The organism is Exiguobacterium undae DSM 14481 (genome assembly GCF_000620805.1).
GTDB lineage: Bacteria > Bacillota > Bacilli > Exiguobacteriales > Exiguobacteriaceae > Exiguobacterium_A > Exiguobacterium_A undae.
Window position 1 is genome coordinate 1046841 of the sequence record NZ_KK211187.1, and the last position, 16277, is coordinate 1063117.

General features: G+C 50.0%; 19 protein-coding genes and 1 other annotated feature. Of the genes, 17 read left to right on the forward strand and 2 right to left on the reverse strand.

What is annotated here, in order from left to right:
* Nucleotides 1–51 precede the first annotated feature (51 nt).
* The 17 genes from P397_RS0105910 (at nt 52) to P397_RS0105990 (ending at nt 14485) form a co-directional block, all read left to right on the forward strand.
* A complete protein-coding gene (locus tag P397_RS0105910) occupies nt 52–807 on the forward strand; it encodes a prepilin peptidase (protein WP_028105917.1) in 756 nt (251 codons plus the stop codon).
* Between the two features lie 18 nt (nt 808–825).
* Nucleotides 826–2568, forward strand: coding sequence for a type IV pilus biogenesis protein PilM (locus P397_RS0105915; protein ID WP_028105918.1), 1743 nt, complete (start codon nt 826–828; stop codon nt 2566–2568).
* Nucleotides 2565–3293 (forward strand): hypothetical protein, encoded by a 729-nt coding sequence (locus P397_RS0105920; protein WP_028105919.1) that lies wholly within the window; start codon nt 2565–2567, stop codon nt 3291–3293. The genes P397_RS0105915 and P397_RS0105920 overlap by 4 nt, the downstream gene beginning before the upstream one ends.
* Before the next feature lie 107 nt (nt 3294–3400).
* The gene (locus P397_RS0105925) at nt 3401–3979 is read left to right on the forward strand and encodes a Maf family protein (protein WP_035414075.1); all 579 of its coding nucleotides are present in this window, start codon (nt 3401–3403) and stop codon (nt 3977–3979) included.
* Nucleotides 3980–4025: 46 nt separating this feature from the next.
* Complete coding sequence (gene radC / locus P397_RS0105930; RefSeq protein ID WP_174544507.1) at nt 4026–4658, forward strand: RadC family protein; 633 nt, start codon at nt 4026–4028, stop codon at nt 4656–4658.
* Between the two features lie 162 nt (nt 4659–4820).
* Nucleotides 4821–5855 (forward strand): rod shape-determining protein, encoded by a 1035-nt coding sequence (locus P397_RS0105935; RefSeq protein ID WP_026832425.1) that lies wholly within the window; start codon nt 4821–4823, stop codon nt 5853–5855.
* Between the two features lie 14 nt (nt 5856–5869).
* Complete coding sequence (gene mreC, locus P397_RS0105940) at nt 5870–6754, forward strand: rod shape-determining protein MreC (RefSeq protein ID WP_026832426.1); 885 nt, start codon at nt 5870–5872, stop codon at nt 6752–6754.
* Nucleotides 6747–7250 carry a rod shape-determining protein MreD gene (gene mreD, locus P397_RS0105945; protein WP_026832427.1) on the forward strand — a complete coding sequence of 168 codons (504 nt, stop codon included), beginning with the start codon at nt 6747–6749 and terminating at the stop codon, nt 7248–7250. The genes mreC and mreD overlap by 8 nt, the downstream gene beginning before the upstream one ends.
* A 3-nt stretch (nt 7251–7253) precedes the next feature.
* Nucleotides 7254–7928: a septum site-determining protein MinC gene (locus tag P397_RS0105950; RefSeq protein ID WP_028105921.1), complete on the forward strand. Its 675-nt coding sequence runs from the start codon at nt 7254–7256 to the stop codon at nt 7926–7928.
* 50 nt (nt 7929–7978) lie between these two features.
* Nucleotides 7979–8782 carry a septum site-determining protein MinD gene (gene minD, locus P397_RS0105955; RefSeq protein WP_026832429.1) on the forward strand — a complete coding sequence of 268 codons (804 nt, stop codon included), beginning with the start codon at nt 7979–7981 and terminating at the stop codon, nt 8780–8782.
* 63 nt (nt 8783–8845) lie between these two features.
* Entirely contained in the window at nt 8846–10192 is a 1347-nt protein-coding gene (locus P397_RS0105960; RefSeq protein ID WP_028105922.1) for a ribonuclease E/G, read from the forward strand.
* Nucleotides 10193–10261: 69 nt separating this feature from the next.
* Nucleotides 10262–10331 (forward strand) — a sequence feature (ribosomal protein L21 leader region).
* A 15-nt stretch (nt 10332–10346) separates the two neighbouring features.
* The gene (gene rplU / locus P397_RS0105965) at nt 10347–10655 is read left to right on the forward strand and encodes a 50S ribosomal protein L21 (protein WP_012370978.1); all 309 of its coding nucleotides are present in this window, start codon (nt 10347–10349) and stop codon (nt 10653–10655) included.
* Nucleotides 10656–10658: 3 nt separating this feature from the next.
* Nucleotides 10659–10997 carry a ribosomal-processing cysteine protease Prp gene (locus P397_RS0105970; protein ID WP_026832431.1) on the forward strand — a complete coding sequence of 113 codons (339 nt, stop codon included), beginning with the start codon at nt 10659–10661 and terminating at the stop codon, nt 10995–10997.
* Nucleotides 10998–11011: 14 nt separating this feature from the next.
* On the forward strand, nt 11012–11290 hold the full coding sequence (gene rpmA, locus P397_RS0105975) for a 50S ribosomal protein L27 (protein ID WP_012370976.1): 279 nt from the start codon (nt 11012–11014) through the stop codon (nt 11288–11290).
* Nucleotides 11291–11359: 69 nt separating this feature from the next.
* Nucleotides 11360–11845, forward strand: a complete 486-nt coding sequence (locus tag P397_RS0105980; protein ID WP_026832432.1) for a Spo0B domain-containing protein — start codon at nt 11360–11362, stop codon at nt 11843–11845.
* Nucleotides 11846–11860: 15 nt separating this feature from the next.
* Nucleotides 11861–13156 carry a GTPase ObgE gene (gene obgE / locus P397_RS0105985; RefSeq protein WP_026832433.1) on the forward strand — a complete coding sequence of 432 codons (1296 nt, stop codon included), beginning with the start codon at nt 11861–11863 and terminating at the stop codon, nt 13154–13156.
* A 48-nt stretch (nt 13157–13204) separates the two neighbouring features.
* On the forward strand, nt 13205–14485 hold the full coding sequence (locus P397_RS0105990; protein WP_051523897.1) for a hemolysin family protein: 1281 nt from the start codon (nt 13205–13207) through the stop codon (nt 14483–14485).
* A gap of 85 nt (nt 14486–14570) precedes the next feature.
* On the opposite strand, the gene P397_RS0105995 is transcribed toward P397_RS0105990, so the two are convergent.
* Nucleotides 14571–15113, reverse strand: coding sequence for a transcription repressor NadR (locus P397_RS0105995; protein WP_026832435.1), 543 nt, complete (start codon nt 15111–15113; stop codon nt 14571–14573).
* Nucleotides 15114–15132: 19 nt separating this feature from the next.
* Entirely contained in the window at nt 15133–16224 is a 1092-nt protein-coding gene (locus tag P397_RS0106000) for a cysteine desulfurase family protein (RefSeq protein WP_028105924.1), read from the reverse strand.
* Nucleotides 16225–16277: the final 53 nt, after the last annotated feature.

Sequence of the window (16277 nt, forward strand, 5' to 3'; positions counted from 1 at the left end):
ACCCCCATCTCGGGGGTTTTTTTCTGAACTTTTTTAAGGAGGGAATGCACGATGACTGTCGTCTTTACGGTTTATTTTTTCCTGATCGGGATGCTTGTGACCTCATTTACGAATGTCGTCGGTTTACGGGTGCCGGTCGGGGAATCGGTTGTCCGTCCACGGTCACATTGTCCGAACTGCGGGCATGTTCTGGGTCCGCTCGAGTTGACGCCGGTGATCGGCTATCTCGTCTTGCGCGGCAAATGCCGGACGTGTCAGTTGCCAATCTCCATCAAATATCCGGCGCTCGAATTACTCGGTGGCATCCTGTATGCCTACGCCTTTTATCAGTTTGGTTGGTCGATGCAATTCGTCCTGTCGATTCTGTTGACGAGTCTGCTTAGCATCCTCGTCATGTCCGATCTTGCCTATATGCTGATTCCGAATAAAATCTTATTATTCTTTTTACCGATTAGTCTGATTGTTCGCTACCTTTCTCCCCTTGAGAACTGGTATAATCCAATTATTGGCGGATTTGTCGGCTTCTTTCTATTGTTCGTGATCTTTCTTGCGTCACGCCAAGGGATGGGGGCTGGTGACGTAAAACTATTTGGATTGCTCGGTATTTTTTTAGGACCGTTAAATGTCGTGATTGCGTTGTTCGTCTCTGCTTTTGTCGGCTCGATCATCGGACTGACGTTGCTTGGATTAAAACGGGTCCAGCGGAAACAACCGATACCGTTTGTGCCGTCGATCGCCATCGGGACACTACTGACATATTACTTTGCGGACGATTGGATAAAGCTTTATCTCGATCTGTTCCTCTAGGAAAGGAAGAATCTACATATGCCGCAAGCTAGGCGCAGAGGTACATATATTTACTTTAATTTTACGGATGTCGGGATTTTCGGAGCGGTCGTCAAAAAAGGGGTCATCAAACGCCGTGCCGTCGTCTCGCTTCCACCGGGGACGCTTCAGGGCGGATGGTTACAGCCGGAAGCTTCGCTTGATTTGATTTTTGACAGTTTGCTCGCCAAGCTGAAGGTACCCCGCGGTTCCCAAGCGGTCTTGGCACTTGATGGTTCGCTTGTCCTCGCCCGAAAACTCGAAATTCCCGAGACGATCGAGACGAATCAGATTCGCGGGTACTTGTTCATGGAACTTGGACACAGTATCGTCCTGCCGTTTGAAGAACCATATTTTGATTACACGTTACTGGAAGAAGACGGTAAACGGGAAATCATGTTGTATGCCGCTCCAAACGAAGCGTTAAAACAATACATGGAGTTGTTCAAACAAAAGCATCTCCGGCTGGTCGCGGCTGAGCCGCAACCGCTCGCGACATTTTTTGGTCTCGACTCGCTTTATGAGGTCGAAGCAGACAGCAATCTGCTGATCTGGAACGTTAATGCGACGAATCATCAATTGATCATCATCGAGGACAAAGTTCCGCGCTTGATTCGTTCCGTTGATACGTTTGTCTCGAATGCCTGGGACGTGGATGTCATGGACGACCGCCTGCATTATCGGTATCGATCGGACGATGCGAACGTCGAAATGATTTTAGAAGAAATGCTGCTCGAATTTTCACGTGTACTTGATTTTTACCGCTTTTCGTTAGCACGGGACGGACGGGAAATCAGCCGGGTCATGTTGACGGGAGACTTCCCGTTTCAAGAGGAACTGGTCCGCCGGTTTGAAGCAAACTTTGATCTAAGGCTCGAACAAGTCCCGGATACGCTTGAGTTGACTGGTCAACCGATTCCAAAAGCTTATCTGCCGCTTGTCGGTCTCGCGACGGTCCACAAAGACCGGATTAATCTGTTGCCGGACAGTGATGTCGCGCCGAAGTTTCCGCTGGTCGCTTCATTGGTCTTGCTGCTGTTTGGCGGAATGATCGGTGGGTATCTCTACTGGCAGACCGATCAATTTGCGGACCGGATGGAAACAGCGAACAATCAAATTCAAATCGTCCGGACGCTCCAGTCCGAATCGGCGCAGTCCGCGAAGCAAGAAGTCGCGCAGTTGAAACAGACGGTCGATGACCTTGAAGCGATTCCACGTCCGGCTGTCCCGGCACTCGAACGGATTACCCGGTACTTGCCGGAGCGGGGATACATCCTGCAGTTCGCCTACGCGGCGGATCATACGGTGACGATGAATGCCCAGTTCGAGACACTGGACGAACTAAACAGATTTTACCGTCAATTGTTGACGGATACGGCCTTTACGGGCATCACGTTGACGAGTGTGACGACTAAAACCATGAACGAAGAGGCGGAGGTCGTCACGTCGACGACAGTCGATCCGACGACCGGCGAAGAAATTCCGACGACGACGATCACACCATCGGATGACACGGAGACGGAAGAACCCCGTTACATCGGTCAATTTGCGTTGACGGTCGTCCCGGCGGAGGTCATCAAGGGCGAAACGAATCAAGCCGATCCGGATGCTCCAAAAGAAGACGGTACGACGGATCCGGCAGTCGAGCCGGAGTCGAACTCAGATGAGGTCGTTCCGGAAACGACGGACCCGGAACCAGGCGAAGTCGTCTCGACTGAAGTAGAGGAGGTGGAAGAAAATTGAAACGGTATAGTGGTTTCATACTTCTCGCCGTGACGATTTTACTTGTCGTCGGTGGTCTATCCTACTTTGGTTATACGACGTATACGACGTATCAAGAACTGAATCGAACGGAAGCGACACTCGAACGGGAACAGATGGCACTCGAAGCCGCGAAGGCGAATGAGCAGAAAGTCGATGTCGCGGAGTCGAGTTTCCTCCAGAAACAAGTCCCGGTCCTGCCGGCGAATGATGATGTCCTCGATGCCATCAATGCAGCGAGCCAGATTGCCGGTGTGAAAGTACAAGCCATTACATTTGGTGCGGCAGGGGCTGAAACACCAGCATCACCCGTCCAGTCGACGCCAGTCGTTGACGGGGCGATGGCGACGGAATCGGAAACGGAAGCTGCCGAGACGGCAGAGACACCGGTCGCGGCGACGACCGCAACCGCTTTGCCGGCTTCTTTGACCGTGGAGGCGCCGTCGTATCTTGAATTGATGGCGTTCCTGAAGCAAATCGAACGAACGGACCGGATCACGATTTTACGGCAGATTCAGCTGACAGGTCCGGATGAACCAGGTGCGGGTAGTCAGACGATCGTCTTAGAGGACGAGATGATGTCGTTTACGGTCGAAATCGAAAGTTACTACCGTCCGGATTTGACGCAATTGATTCCGGATAAGAAGACGCCGTTACAGGAGACGACACCAAAATCCGATCCCTTTGTCGATGTCACAGGTAACTAAAGACGAGGCAAGTGTTTCTCCTTCTCGGAGAAGCACTTGTTTTTCGTTATACTGGAAGTTGATTGCAACAAGGCAGGTCGAAAAAATACGAAAAGAGCGTGATACTGATGTTAACGCAACACCACTTGATTCTGGCTTCCGCGTCCCCGAGACGGACTGAACTATTACGACAGATCGGTGTACCGCATACGGTGCGGCCGGCCGATGTGCTGGAAGAAGCCCCTTATCCGATGTCTTCCGAGGATTACGTGATGTATTTGTCACAAAAAAAGGCACGCGCTGTGGCACAACCCGGTGAAGTGATCTTGGCTGCGGATACGGTCGTGTCACTGGATCACCGGATCCTTGAAAAACCGGCGGACCGAACAGCTGCCCTTGAGATGCTGCGGTTGTTGTCCGGGCGGACACATGAAGTCGTGACCGGGGTGACGATTTTAACGGACGAGCGGGAAGAGACGTTCACCGTGACGACAAAAGTCCGTTTTTGTACGATTCCGGAAAGTTGGATGCTGTCGTACGTCGCGACCGATGAACCGTATGACAAGGCCGGTGGATACGGCATCCAAGGCATCGGCGGACTGTTCGTTGAGGCGATTGACGGCGATTATTATAATGTCGTCGGCTTACCGATTAATCCAATCAGCCGTCGTCTCGATATGCTGGGAATCAAACCGATGTTTGCGTAATTCCTCGTCAGAAAGGTCGGATGTAGTGATTGAATGGCCAAAGGATATGGTTCAACTCAAAGGGTTGGCACAGGCGACGACGGTCGAATTGTTGGCGTGTCTCGTTCGAAGCGGCACCCGGAACCGGGGACCGCTCGAAATCGCGGAAGAACTGCTCGACATCTACCCGTCCTTGATCGAACTCGAGGCGGCGGGTGTCGGCGGGCTTGAGAAAGCACCCGGTGTCGGAAAAGCCAAAGCGTTGCAAATCATGGCCGGGCTTGAGCTCGGACGCCGGCTCGTCACCGAACCGAAGTGGGTTCGCCCGGTCGTTCGTTCACCGGATGATGCGGCAGAATTATTGATGGAGGAGATGCGCCTGTATCAACAGGAACATTTCATCTGTCTGTATTTGAACACGAAAAACGAAGTCATTTCCAAAAAGACGCTGTTTATCGGCGGTCTCAATACGTCGATCGTCCATCCCCGTGATATTTTCCGTGAAGCCATCCGCTGTTCGGCGGCAAGCTTCATTGCCGTCCATAATCATCCATCGGGTGACCCGACACCAAGCCGGGAAGATATCGAGGTGTCGGAGCGGATGGTCGAGGCCGGAAGATTGATCGGAATCAGCTGCATCGATCACCTCGTCATCGGGCATGGACAATTTATTAGTATGAAACAGCGGGGATTTATGTAAGAATAACGTCTGAGGGGGGAAGTCTGTTTCCCGACCTCAGGCGTTTTTTCTTATGAATCAATAAATGAACTGTAAACAAGCTGTAACGTTTTAACGCTTTCCAAGGAAGGCTTTTCCGTTATAATTAGTGAAGTGTATTCTCAGAGAGGGGTTTTTTGAATAATGTTTGGATCATTTAGCCGTGAAATCGGCATTGACTTAGGTACGGCAAACACGCTCGTTTATGTGAAGGGGCAAGGAATCGTCGTGCGCGAACCTTCCGTTGTCGCATTCCGTACGGATACAGGAAAGATTGAAGCAGTTGGTAATGCTGCGAAGAACATGATTGGACGGACACCGGGGAACGTGACGGCACGACGCCCGATGAAAGATGGGGTTATCGCCGATTATGAAACAACGGCTACGATGATCAAATACTTCATGGACCAAGCAACAAAGAAAAAAGGATTGTTCTCATCAAAAACGAACGTCATGATCTGTGTACCAAGCGGTATCACATCGGTCGAAAAACGGGCGGTTGAAGATGCAGCGAAACTTGCTGGAGCGCGTGAAGCGTATACGATCGAAGAACCGTTCGCAGCAGCAATCGGAGCCGGTCTACCGGTTTCAGAACCAACAGGATCCATGGTCGTCGACATCGGTGGCGGAACAACAGAAGTCGCTGTCATTTCACTTGGTGGGATCGTGACGAGCCAATCGATTCGTGTCGGTGGAGATGAGATGGACGAGTCGATCATTCGTTACATCAAATCAAAATACAACCTGATGATCGGAGAGCGGACGGCAGAGACGTTGAAAATGACAATCGGTTATGCCCGCATCGATGAAGAGTCAGAAAACGAAACGATGGAAATTCGTGGACGTGACCTCGTCACAGGACTTCCGAAGCAGATTGAAGTGACAAGTGCAGAAATTTGCGACGCGTTATCCGATACGGTGGATGCGATTTTAGCAGGCGTCAAACACACGCTGGAACAGACACCGCCGGAATTGTCAGCGGATGTCATGGATCGCGGAATCGTCTTGACAGGTGGCGGTGCCCTCCTGAAAAACTTGGATTCAGTCATTGAAGACGAGACACGCATCTTGACACTCGTTGCGGAAAACGCACTCGACTGTGTTGCAATCGGTACAGGTAAATCACTGGAGATGATGAATGTATTGCGTTCGAAATCAGGCATCTCACAAAAAAGATAAGGACGGGATGAGCGATGAAGCGATTTTTAAATAATCGAAAACTGCTCATCACACTCCTTAGTTTTCTCCTTTTGGTGATTTTAATCGGGATTTCGCTTCAGGGACGTAACCAAACCCACTGGTATCAAAGTTTTGTCCGCGATACGGTGGGGGTCGGGCAACGTCTGTTTGCGACACCGATTGGCTGGATTGATGATACGGTCACTTCGGTTAAAGAAGTGCGCGATGTGTATAAGGAAAATGAGTATTTAAAATCACGACTGGGGGACTATGCGGGAAATTCCGTCAAGGTCCGCGACTTGGAACGTGAAAATGAAGAATTAAAAGACATGTTGAACTTAAAAGGTTCGATTCGTGACTATACATTACTTCCGGCAGAAATGATCGGTCGGACGTCATCCGAATGGCAACGGTTCGTCACGGTCAATATCGGAAAAGAACAAGGTGTCAAAGCCGATATGGCAGTCGTGACAGCAGACGGACTGATCGGCCGCGTCATTCAGACGAGTGCCTACACGTCGCTCGTGCAACTACTGTCTGATACAAGCCGGACGAACAACGTCTCCGCTGTTGCGGATGATACAAAAGGCAAAGGGGTATTCGGAACGATCGAAGGATTTGATGAAGAAACGAATCTGTTGAAGTTCACGAAGATTCCAAACGATGCCAAATTAAAAAAAGGTCAGACGGTGACGACTTCTGGACTTGGTGGTAAATATCCAAGCGGAATCGTCGTTGGGAAGATCGAACAGGTGAAATCGGATCAATACGGTGCTTCGAAAATTGCATACGTCAAACCGGCAGCAGACTTCGAACAGTTTGGTCACGTTTTCGTGATTCAACGCGAAGCGAAGGAACCTTTCGCTGAGACCGACAAGGGAGGGGACACTAGTGAATAACATCAAGTTGTTTTTCGCCGTGTTCCTTCTTTTTATCTTGGAAGGGACGCTGTTTGCGGGTCCGCTCGGAGACGGTTCTCCGTATGCCGTGCACGTGACGCTGATTGCGCTGATGTTCTTGGGACGATACGGCAGAATCGAACAGGCACTTGGTTTTGGTCTGTTATTTGGTCTGTTGTATGATTTCGTCTACTCGGATATCATCGGAATTTATTTATTTGCACTATCAGCCATTCCGCTTTTTAGTAGCTTCGTGCTAAAATATGTAAAGGAGAACGTATTAACGATTATCGTCACCTTTACGTTCAGCGCTATTTTGTTTGAACTGGATATCTATTTCTTTACGGCTTCGGTCGTCGGTGTCGAGGTTCCCTTCAAGGAACTGGCGACACAAATCATTCCAAGGAGTCTCATTGCCCAGTTGATTGGAATCATCGTGTTGTATTATCCGATGACGCGTCTGGTGCAATCCACATTTGATGAGAAAAGAGGATGAGTCATGATTGAGCGTAAGCGTTATGTAACGATGAAAGGTCATCGTGGTGGCCTCGCCGTCTATGTAAATGAAAGGTGCAGTGTGGATGAATTTCTTGACGATTTAGAATTGACGCTTGCCGACAAATCCGTCGAGAACGGACGCGCCGTGCCGATTACCTTCTTCTTCGGTCGACGGTATGTCGACGAAGGCGTTGTGACGGCCGTCGAATCCATTGTTGCGCGTCATGATTCATTTTCGTTTAACGGTTATGACAGTGATTGTCTGACCAAAGATGAAGCGAAGGCGCTCTACGGCGAACGAACGTTTCATTACTTTGGCGGAACCGCCCGCAGCGGTCATGTCGTCGATGTCGAAGGATCAATCGTCGTCATCGGTGACATCAATCCGGGTGCCGTCGTACATGCGACCGGCAGTATTTATTGTCTCGGCGCGTTACGGGGAACCGTTCACGCAGGGAAAGGCGGAAATCAGCAAGCGGTGATTGCCGCAAGTATCTTACAACCCAAATGGATTTCCATTTCCGACTTCGTCTATGAAGATCCGGATGATGCGCCGGTAAAAGCGCTAGAAATGGGTTGTGCTTTTGTAGGAGACACCGGGGTTGAATTTTCCCGTCTTCAGACCGTTCCGCTCGCGCGGATGGATCAGTTTGCGATTGATAGTGAAAGAGGGTGACAGATATGGAACAAGTGAAAGAACAGGTACATAGAGATGCGGCGACGCATGTGGGTCGTGCCATCGTCGTCACATCTGGTAAAGGTGGCGTCGGTAAAACGACGACGACGGCGAACATCGGTACAGCGCTTGCGCTGATGGGACATTCGGTTTGCCTTGTCGATACAGATATCGGTCTTCGGAATCTGGATATCGTACTCGGACTGGATAACCGCAGTATCTATAACATCGTTGACGTCGTGACAGGACAATGTAAATTGCATCAAGCCCTCGTTCGTGATAAACGTTTTGAAGAGATGTACCTGTTACCTGCTGCCCAGTCCAAGGATAAGTCATCCGTCACACCGGAACAGGTAAAGGCGATCATTGATACACTGAAGTTAGAATATGATTTTGTCCTGATTGATTGCCCGGCCGGCATCGAGCAAGGATTCATGAATGCGATCGCGGGAGCGGATGAAGCCGTCATCGTCACGACGCCGGAAAAAGCAGCGGTTCAGGATGCAGACCGGATCATCGGGATGCTCGAACGATCAGAGCGGAAAATCGTTCCGAAACTGGTGGTCAACCGGGTTCGCTCACACATGATGGCGTCCGGCGATATGCTCGACATTGATGAAATCATGCGTATTTTATCGATTGACCTCCTCGGATTGATCGTTGATGACGAAGAAGTCATCGCCGCATCACACCGCGGTGTACCGGTGACGATGAACCCGGATAATCGGGCAGGTCTCGGTTACCGGAACATCACCCGCCGGATTCTTGGGGAGTCGGTACCGCTGCTCGATATCATGGAGCAACCGCAAAAAGGATTTTTCGTTAAACTTAAAAAAATGCTTGGCATGAAATAAGAAGGGGAAAATAGACTAGAAGGGCTTTTATGCTTCTAGTCTATTTTTCATGGAGGAATCGAGATGAAATGGATTAGTGAACAAACCCCGTCTCTGGAACGGGTCGCCTTAGTGGAAGGCGGGCGTGTCGTCGAATACCATGAACGGATGCGCGATGAGATCCGTGTCGGGACGTTACTTCACGCAAAGGTCGACCGGTTACATCCGACGCTCGGTGCAGCGTTTTTAGTGGCGACTGACGGCACCCCGCTTTATTTACCGATCAATGAGACGCTGGAAGCCTTGCGGCGTTATCCGGACGTGCCGACGATCGGACAGGCGGTGCAGGTCGGACAGACGCTCCTCGTCCAAGTCGTCAAAGAAGGAGCGGCGCCAAAACAGCATAAGGTGACACAAAACATCACCTATGGCGGACGTTTTCTTGTCTACTTCCCATACGGACGGCGTGTCCGTTTCAGCCGGAAGCTGGATGTAGTCGTCCAGCAACAGCTGGCGAAACGGGTGACGCTGGATGAGACGGAAGGCCTTCTCTACCGGACGGAATCGGCACAAGCGGAAGGGATGGTCCTCGAAACCGAGCTGAAACAGTTGCGTGCGCGTCACGGGAAGATGGTCGAGCAGATGACGCTTGAGCAGGATGAGTCGTTGATCGTCCAGGAAGCAAAACGGCTGGCACATGTCGAAGAAGCGCTCGTGACAAGCCGGATCGATAAGGAACGGCTCGAACAGATGGGCTTGCGTGTCGAACGGCCGGTCATGAAAGGACGTCTCCCGGCGATGGAGCAAGTCGACCGGGCGATTGACAAGGCGTTGGATAAAGTCGTGTGGCTAGAGGGCGGCGCTTACCTGCTGATTGAAGAAGTGGAGACGATGACGGTCATCGACATCAACAGCGGCAAGACGATTTCCGTCAAGGAACAAAAACGGACGTTTGATCAAATCAACGAAGCAGCAGCGGTGGAAATCATGCGTCAACTGCGTCTGCGGAACATCAGCGGCATGATTGCCGTCGATTTCCTGCGGGGGTCGAGTAAAGGACAGACCCGTGTGACGCAACTGTTAAAAGAACGGGCGGCGCATGAGTCGAAACAGATTGAAATCTATGGATTTACGAAGATGGGATTATGTGAGCTGACGCGGCAACGCCATGGGAAGTCCTTGCTCGAACGGTCGCTTGAGCAAGGGAAACCGTCCCGGATTGCGATTCACCGGCAACTCGAACCGAAACTGCTCGAAATTGCGACCTATGCAGAAGCCGCCGTCGTACGGGCACCACTCGATTCGCTCAGTCCACTTTTCCTTCAAGAAAGTCCGGTCGAACTTGTGCTTGTGGAAGGGGAAACAGGTATTTTGTTTACAGGCACAAAAGCCGACTGTGACGATTTCGTCAAAAGACAATCAGAATCCTGACAGAACGTTATTGACAACAGTCAACATCGTTTGGTATTCTGAATAACGTTAGTTCGTTTGGAAGCACCCAAATGACTACAACCGCACAGACCGGGTCATAAAGCATCCGCTGCCCGTGATGGCGAGTCTGAGTTCCTAAGAGGAGGTGCACGTAATGTACGCAATTATTAAAACTGGTGGTAAACAAGTTAAAGTCGAAGCTGGCCAAGAAATCTACGTTGAGAAATTAAACGCAGACGTCGACAGCACAGTAGAATTCGGTGAAGTCTTGATCCTTGGTGGTGACGATGTTAAAGTCGGCGCTCCACTCGTAGAAGGTGCGAAGGTCGTAGCAACGGTCATCAAACACGCTCGCGCGAAAAAGATCACTGTCTTCAAAATGAAAGCTAAAAAGAACTACCGTCGTAAGCAAGGTCACCGTCAACCTTACACGAAGGTCCGCATCGAGAAAATCGAAGCGTAAGCCATGATACGTGTCAAGATTCGACGAGATGAAGCGGAGTTAATCCGCTCCATCGAAGTGACAGGACATGCCGAATTTGCTGAGCCTGGTTTGGATTTAGTCTGTGCCGGCACATCAAGTGTGATCTTCGGGGCATACAATGCCATCGAATCACTCCTCGGGCAGGTCCTGCTCCTTGAAATGGCAGAACAACAAGAAGGTGGCTACTTTTATGTAGAACCGTATGCTGATTTAGCACCGGAAATCAGCGAACGCACCCAATTGTTACTGGAAGCGACATTGGTCCAACTCGGAACCATCGCTGAAAGTTACGGTGAGTATATCCAACTTGAACAAATATAGGAGGTGGATTCCACATGTTGAAACTTAATCTTCAGTTCTTCGCATCGAAAAAAGGGGTAGGTTCGACAAAGAACGGTCGTGACTCGCAATCGAAACGCCTTGGGGCGAAACGTGCAGACGGTCAAACTGTTTCTGCTGGTTCAATCCTCTACCGCCAACGCGGTACGAAGATTCACCCAGGTATGAACGTCGGACGTGGTGGCGATGATACACTTTTCGCAACTGCAACTGGTGTCGTTCGTTTCGAACGTCTCGGACGCGACAAAAAACAAGTCAGCGTTTACCCAGCATAAGTGATCGATGAAGCAGACTCTAGCCACTTTCAGGGGTTAGGGTCTGTTTTTTTTAGGAGGGAACGACTGATGAAGGATGAGCAGGTACTGGATCTTTTGAAGTCACTTCGTCACGAATGGTTGAATCGATTGCAACTCGTTCGTTCATATAGCGCGATGGGTGACGAGGCGGCTGTTGAATCGATCTGTTCAGTCTACCGGGAGCAAGCGTCACGAGAAGGGCGACTCTCCTTGATTGAATTGCCGAAAACAGCGCTCACACTGCAACGAGCGGATTGGACAGGTTTAACTGTCGAATATGATGTGATTGAGAAACCAAAGCAGATCGATGATTCGCGTCTTGCGACCGTCATTGAAGCTGCGCTTGACATGATAGAAGTGGGAAATGGAGAAGTATCCGTAACCTTTCATGAGGGCGTGACCATCGAGATCTATCGGGATCTACTAGATATGTCGCGCCTTAAAGATCTAGTGACGCCGATGGAGATCGAGTCACAGACGGAACATGAGTGTGTGATCGAAATCGAAAGTCTTCCTGTAGAGGAAGAACAGTAATAGGAGGGATCTGACATGTTTGTCGATCAGGTAAATATTTATGTAAAAGCAGGAGATGGAGGACGCGGACAAGTTGCGTTCCGTCGCGAAAAATATGTTCCAGACGGTGGTCCTGCCGGAGGAGATGGCGGGCATGGTGCTCACGTCGTCCTCGAAGTGGATGAAGGACTCCGGACCTTGATGGATTTCCGTTACAAACGTCACTTCAAAGCCGTCCAAGGTGAAAACGGGATGTCGAAAGGAATGCACGGTCGTAAAGCCGAGCATCTCGTCGTCAAGGTTCCACCAGGTACGGTCGTGTATGATGACGATACGGATGCAGTCATCGCCGATCTCGTCCACCACGGACAACAAGCGATCGTCGCAAAAGGCGGACGCGGAGGACGTGGGAACTCACGTTTCGCGACACCAGCCAACCCGGCTCCGGAACATGCGGAAAACGGGGAACCAGGTGAAGAGAAGTATTTGAAACTCGAATTGAAAATGCTGGCGGATGTCGGACTCGTCGGATTCCCGAGTGTCGGGAAATCAACGATGCTTTCGATCGTCTCAGCGGCGCGCCCGAAAATCGGAGCGTATCACTTCACGACAATCACACCAAACATCGGAGTGGTCGAAACAGAAGACAGCCGGAGCTTCGTCATGGCCGATCTACCGGGTCTGATTGAAGGCGCAAGCGAAGGGGTTGGTCTTGGTCACCAATTCTTACGTCACGTCGAACGGACAAAAGTCATCGTCCACGTCATCGATATGAGCGGGATGGAAGGCCGCGATCCGATTGACGATTACAACATCATCAATAAAGAGCTTGCCGACTATAACCTGCGTTTGACAGAACGACCACAAGTCGTCGTCGCAAACAAAATGGATATGCCGGATGCAGAAGCTAATCTCGAAGCCTTCAAGGAAGCATTCCCGGACTTGGAAGTATTCGCGATTTCAGCTGCGACGCGTCAAGGGTTACGGGACCTCTTATTCCGGATTGCGGATCTTGTGGATGCGACGCCTGAATTCGGTCTGGAAGAGCTCGAAGAGAAAACAGCGACACCACGTGTCGTCTACGGATATGAAGCACCGGAAGCTGGATTTACGATTTCGAAAGATGAAGATGATTGCTTCGTCATCAAAGGACCACGGATTGAGAAACTGTTTACGATGACAAACTTCATGCGTGAAGAGTCGATCAAACGTTTTGCGCGGACGTTGCGTCAAATGGGTGTCGACGAAGAGCTTCGTAAAATGGGTGCGATTGACGGCGACGTCGTTCGAATCCGTGACTTCGAATTCGAATTCATCGAGTCGTCGTTCTAATCGAAACGGTCAAACAAGATTATTTGAGAAATGGAGTGTGAGAGCATCGTGGACCCACTTCCCGCGATTCAGTTCATCTGGTTCTTCGTCTTACTAGTTATTTCAGCATTCTTTTCGTCTTCTGAAACAGCCTTATCTAGTGCGAATCGGTTACGGATCTTACATCAGTCGGAAGAGGGCAACGCACGTGCGACACAAGCACTCCGTCTGTTACAACGTTATGAGGAGACGCTCACCGCCATCCTGATCGGAAATACACTGTCGAATCTAGGTGTAGCGATGATCGGCGGGTGGTTGGCGATGTCCTTGTCGACGGATTTGTTGATGCAAATCAGCATCATTTTCCTGACGTTTTTGTTCATTTTGTTGTTTGGAGAATTAATTCCCAAATCGTATGCACGAGAACATGCGGAAACGTATGTATTTTGGATCAGCAGTCCGCTTCATCTCTGTTTGGTCGTCTTCAAACCCTTCATTTTTGTATTCCTGAAGTTGCGACAAGCCGCATTAGTGCTGATTGGTGCCGATCCGAAAGGACCGCTCGTCACGGAACAAGAACTCCGTGCACTCGTTGATATCAGTGAAGAAGAAGGCATCATGAATCAAGCCAGTGCAGAAATCGTTCATCGTGCTGTCGATTTCAAGAATGTCACGGTCGAGGAAGCGTTGACACCCCGAACGGACATTCAGGCGATCGATATTGATGCGAGTTTTGATGACATCTTACAAGAAGTCCAAAAGGGTGGCTTTTCACGCTTGCCGGTCTATAAAGATTCCATCGATCACATCATCGGTGTCTTATCCGAACGTGATTTTTTACGTGAATTCGTAAAACACGGACGGGTGGAGATTCGAGAGCTGATTCGGCCTGTCTCATTTGTCGTTCCACAAACGCATATCATGGATCTTTTGCCCGAGTTAAAGGTAAAGCAGTCCCATATGGCGGTTGTACTGGACGAGTTTGGCGGGACGGCCGGACTCATCACGCTCGAGGACATCCTCGAAGAGCTGGTTGGTGAAATTTGGGATGAACACGATGAATCCCTGGAGTACACGAAACAAGTCGGAACGAATCGTTATGAATGTCTCGCTGAATATGATATTGAAGACTTTTGTCATCAATTTGGTCTGACGATGCCGGAAACAGAAGCGCAATCACTTGGCGGATGGATTATGGAAGATGTTGGTCATATTCCGGAAGAGGGAACGCAAATGGTTTATCGACAAGTCACCTTAACTGTCTTACACGTCGAGAATCGTCGTGTTCGAACGGTCTTGGCAACATTTTCGGATGAACCACCTGTTGAGCCGATCGATGAGTCCGTCTAATTTAAACCATCAAAAGGTCCATTCCGTAAAAAACGGGATGGACCTTTTTTGATATGCGCATTTGCACGGAATACATGACCTAAGATCAGACATCCAGTTCTGAAACGAGGATACCTAACCGGTCAAGGGCTTCAATCGCTGCGTCCAAAGCTTCTTCATTGTCGGCTTCGAGTGTATGGATATGGACACCATCTGTCAGGCTGGACAAGGGGGTAGCCTGTGTTTCTTCGAGCCGCTCAATCAAGGCGCGGACATCCCGCCGGCTTCTCAACATCAATTCACCTGTCAAAAACCCGTACACCGGATGTTCGACGATGACATCTCGCAAAATGACCCCTTCATCAACGATGGCATCACATTCGGCTTTTAATTGATCGTAACCGTGACGGCAGACGACTTTTCGAATCCGACGGGTTCCGTCGAGCACCGGATCATTTAATAAGTATCCTCTGGCGGTCGCGACGACCGGATATCCTTTTGCTTTTAACAACGATAAGTCTTGGACGATGACCTGACGACTCACCCCTGCTTGCTTCGCAAGTTGTGTACCGGTAACCGGACGATCGTTTTCTTGGATCATCCGCAGTAATCCTTGCCGGCGTTCTTCTCCGGACTGTCTTCTTTCCATGACGACTCCTGCCTTTCTCTTAATCTGATTCCTCCAGTGAACAAAGAACAGCGATACACTGATTGACTTCTTCGGTAGTGGTCGTGCGGCCAAAGCTCAGACGAATGAGTCCATGCGCGGTCGAATCTTCGTACCCGATCGCACGTAACGTCGCATTTGGACCATTTTCACCTGCCCGACAAGCACTTCCTGCCGAGACGGCAATGCCGGCACGGTTCAGGGCAAGAAGGACGAATTGACCATCCCGTTGTTTTGTCCGGATGGCGCAAATCGAGTCGAGTTGCTGAGGCGATTCAATGATTTGATACCGAGTAGATGGAAGTCTTTTTTTTAGCATACCACGAAATCTTTTACTCGATGTCTGGATCTTCTGATTTTCATCGCGATAACGCTGACACGCCATCAAGAATGCGGCAATCCCGGGGACGTCGACCGTGCCGGGACGAATCCCGAATTCATGATGGGATTCATAATACGGACTGAATAACGGGCGCCGCAAGTAGACGGCGCCAAGACCTTTTGGACCGTAGACTTTATGACTGCTGATCGTATAGGCGTCGACATATTTTAAACAGACGGGTTGCTTTAAAAATCCCTGAACTCCGTCACAATGAACCAAAATATTGTTTTGCCGACAAAATGCAGCAATCTCGGCGACCGGAAACACAAAACCGGTGTCGGAATTGACGTGTTGGACGGAGACGACACCGATGTCGTCCGTACAGGCCTCACGGAAAGCATTCCAGTCAAATTCTCCTGTCGGTAACAAATTGATCGTCACCGTTTGACGGGCCAATCGTTTCAAGGGGAGCAGGACGGAATCGTGTTCCGAAGCAAGTGTCAAGACAGTTGTCTTTTTACTTTGGCGAAGCAAATGGCTGAGCGCGATATAGTTTGCTTCTGAACCACTGCCGGTAAATAAGATATTTCCTTCGTTCAATTGGAGCCAATCGAGCAGTTGCGCACGGGCTTGATTTAATATTCGGAGAGCATCGTCCCCCGCGTCATGAAGTGAAGAACTGTTGCCGTAGGCGGTTTCTGCCGTTATTTTGTATTGCTCCAACGCATCCGGATGGATGGGTGTCGTTGCAGCATGATCCAAATAAATCATCAGTTATCGTATCCTTTCATCTTGTCACTCAGCTAAAAATATGCCAAACTTAT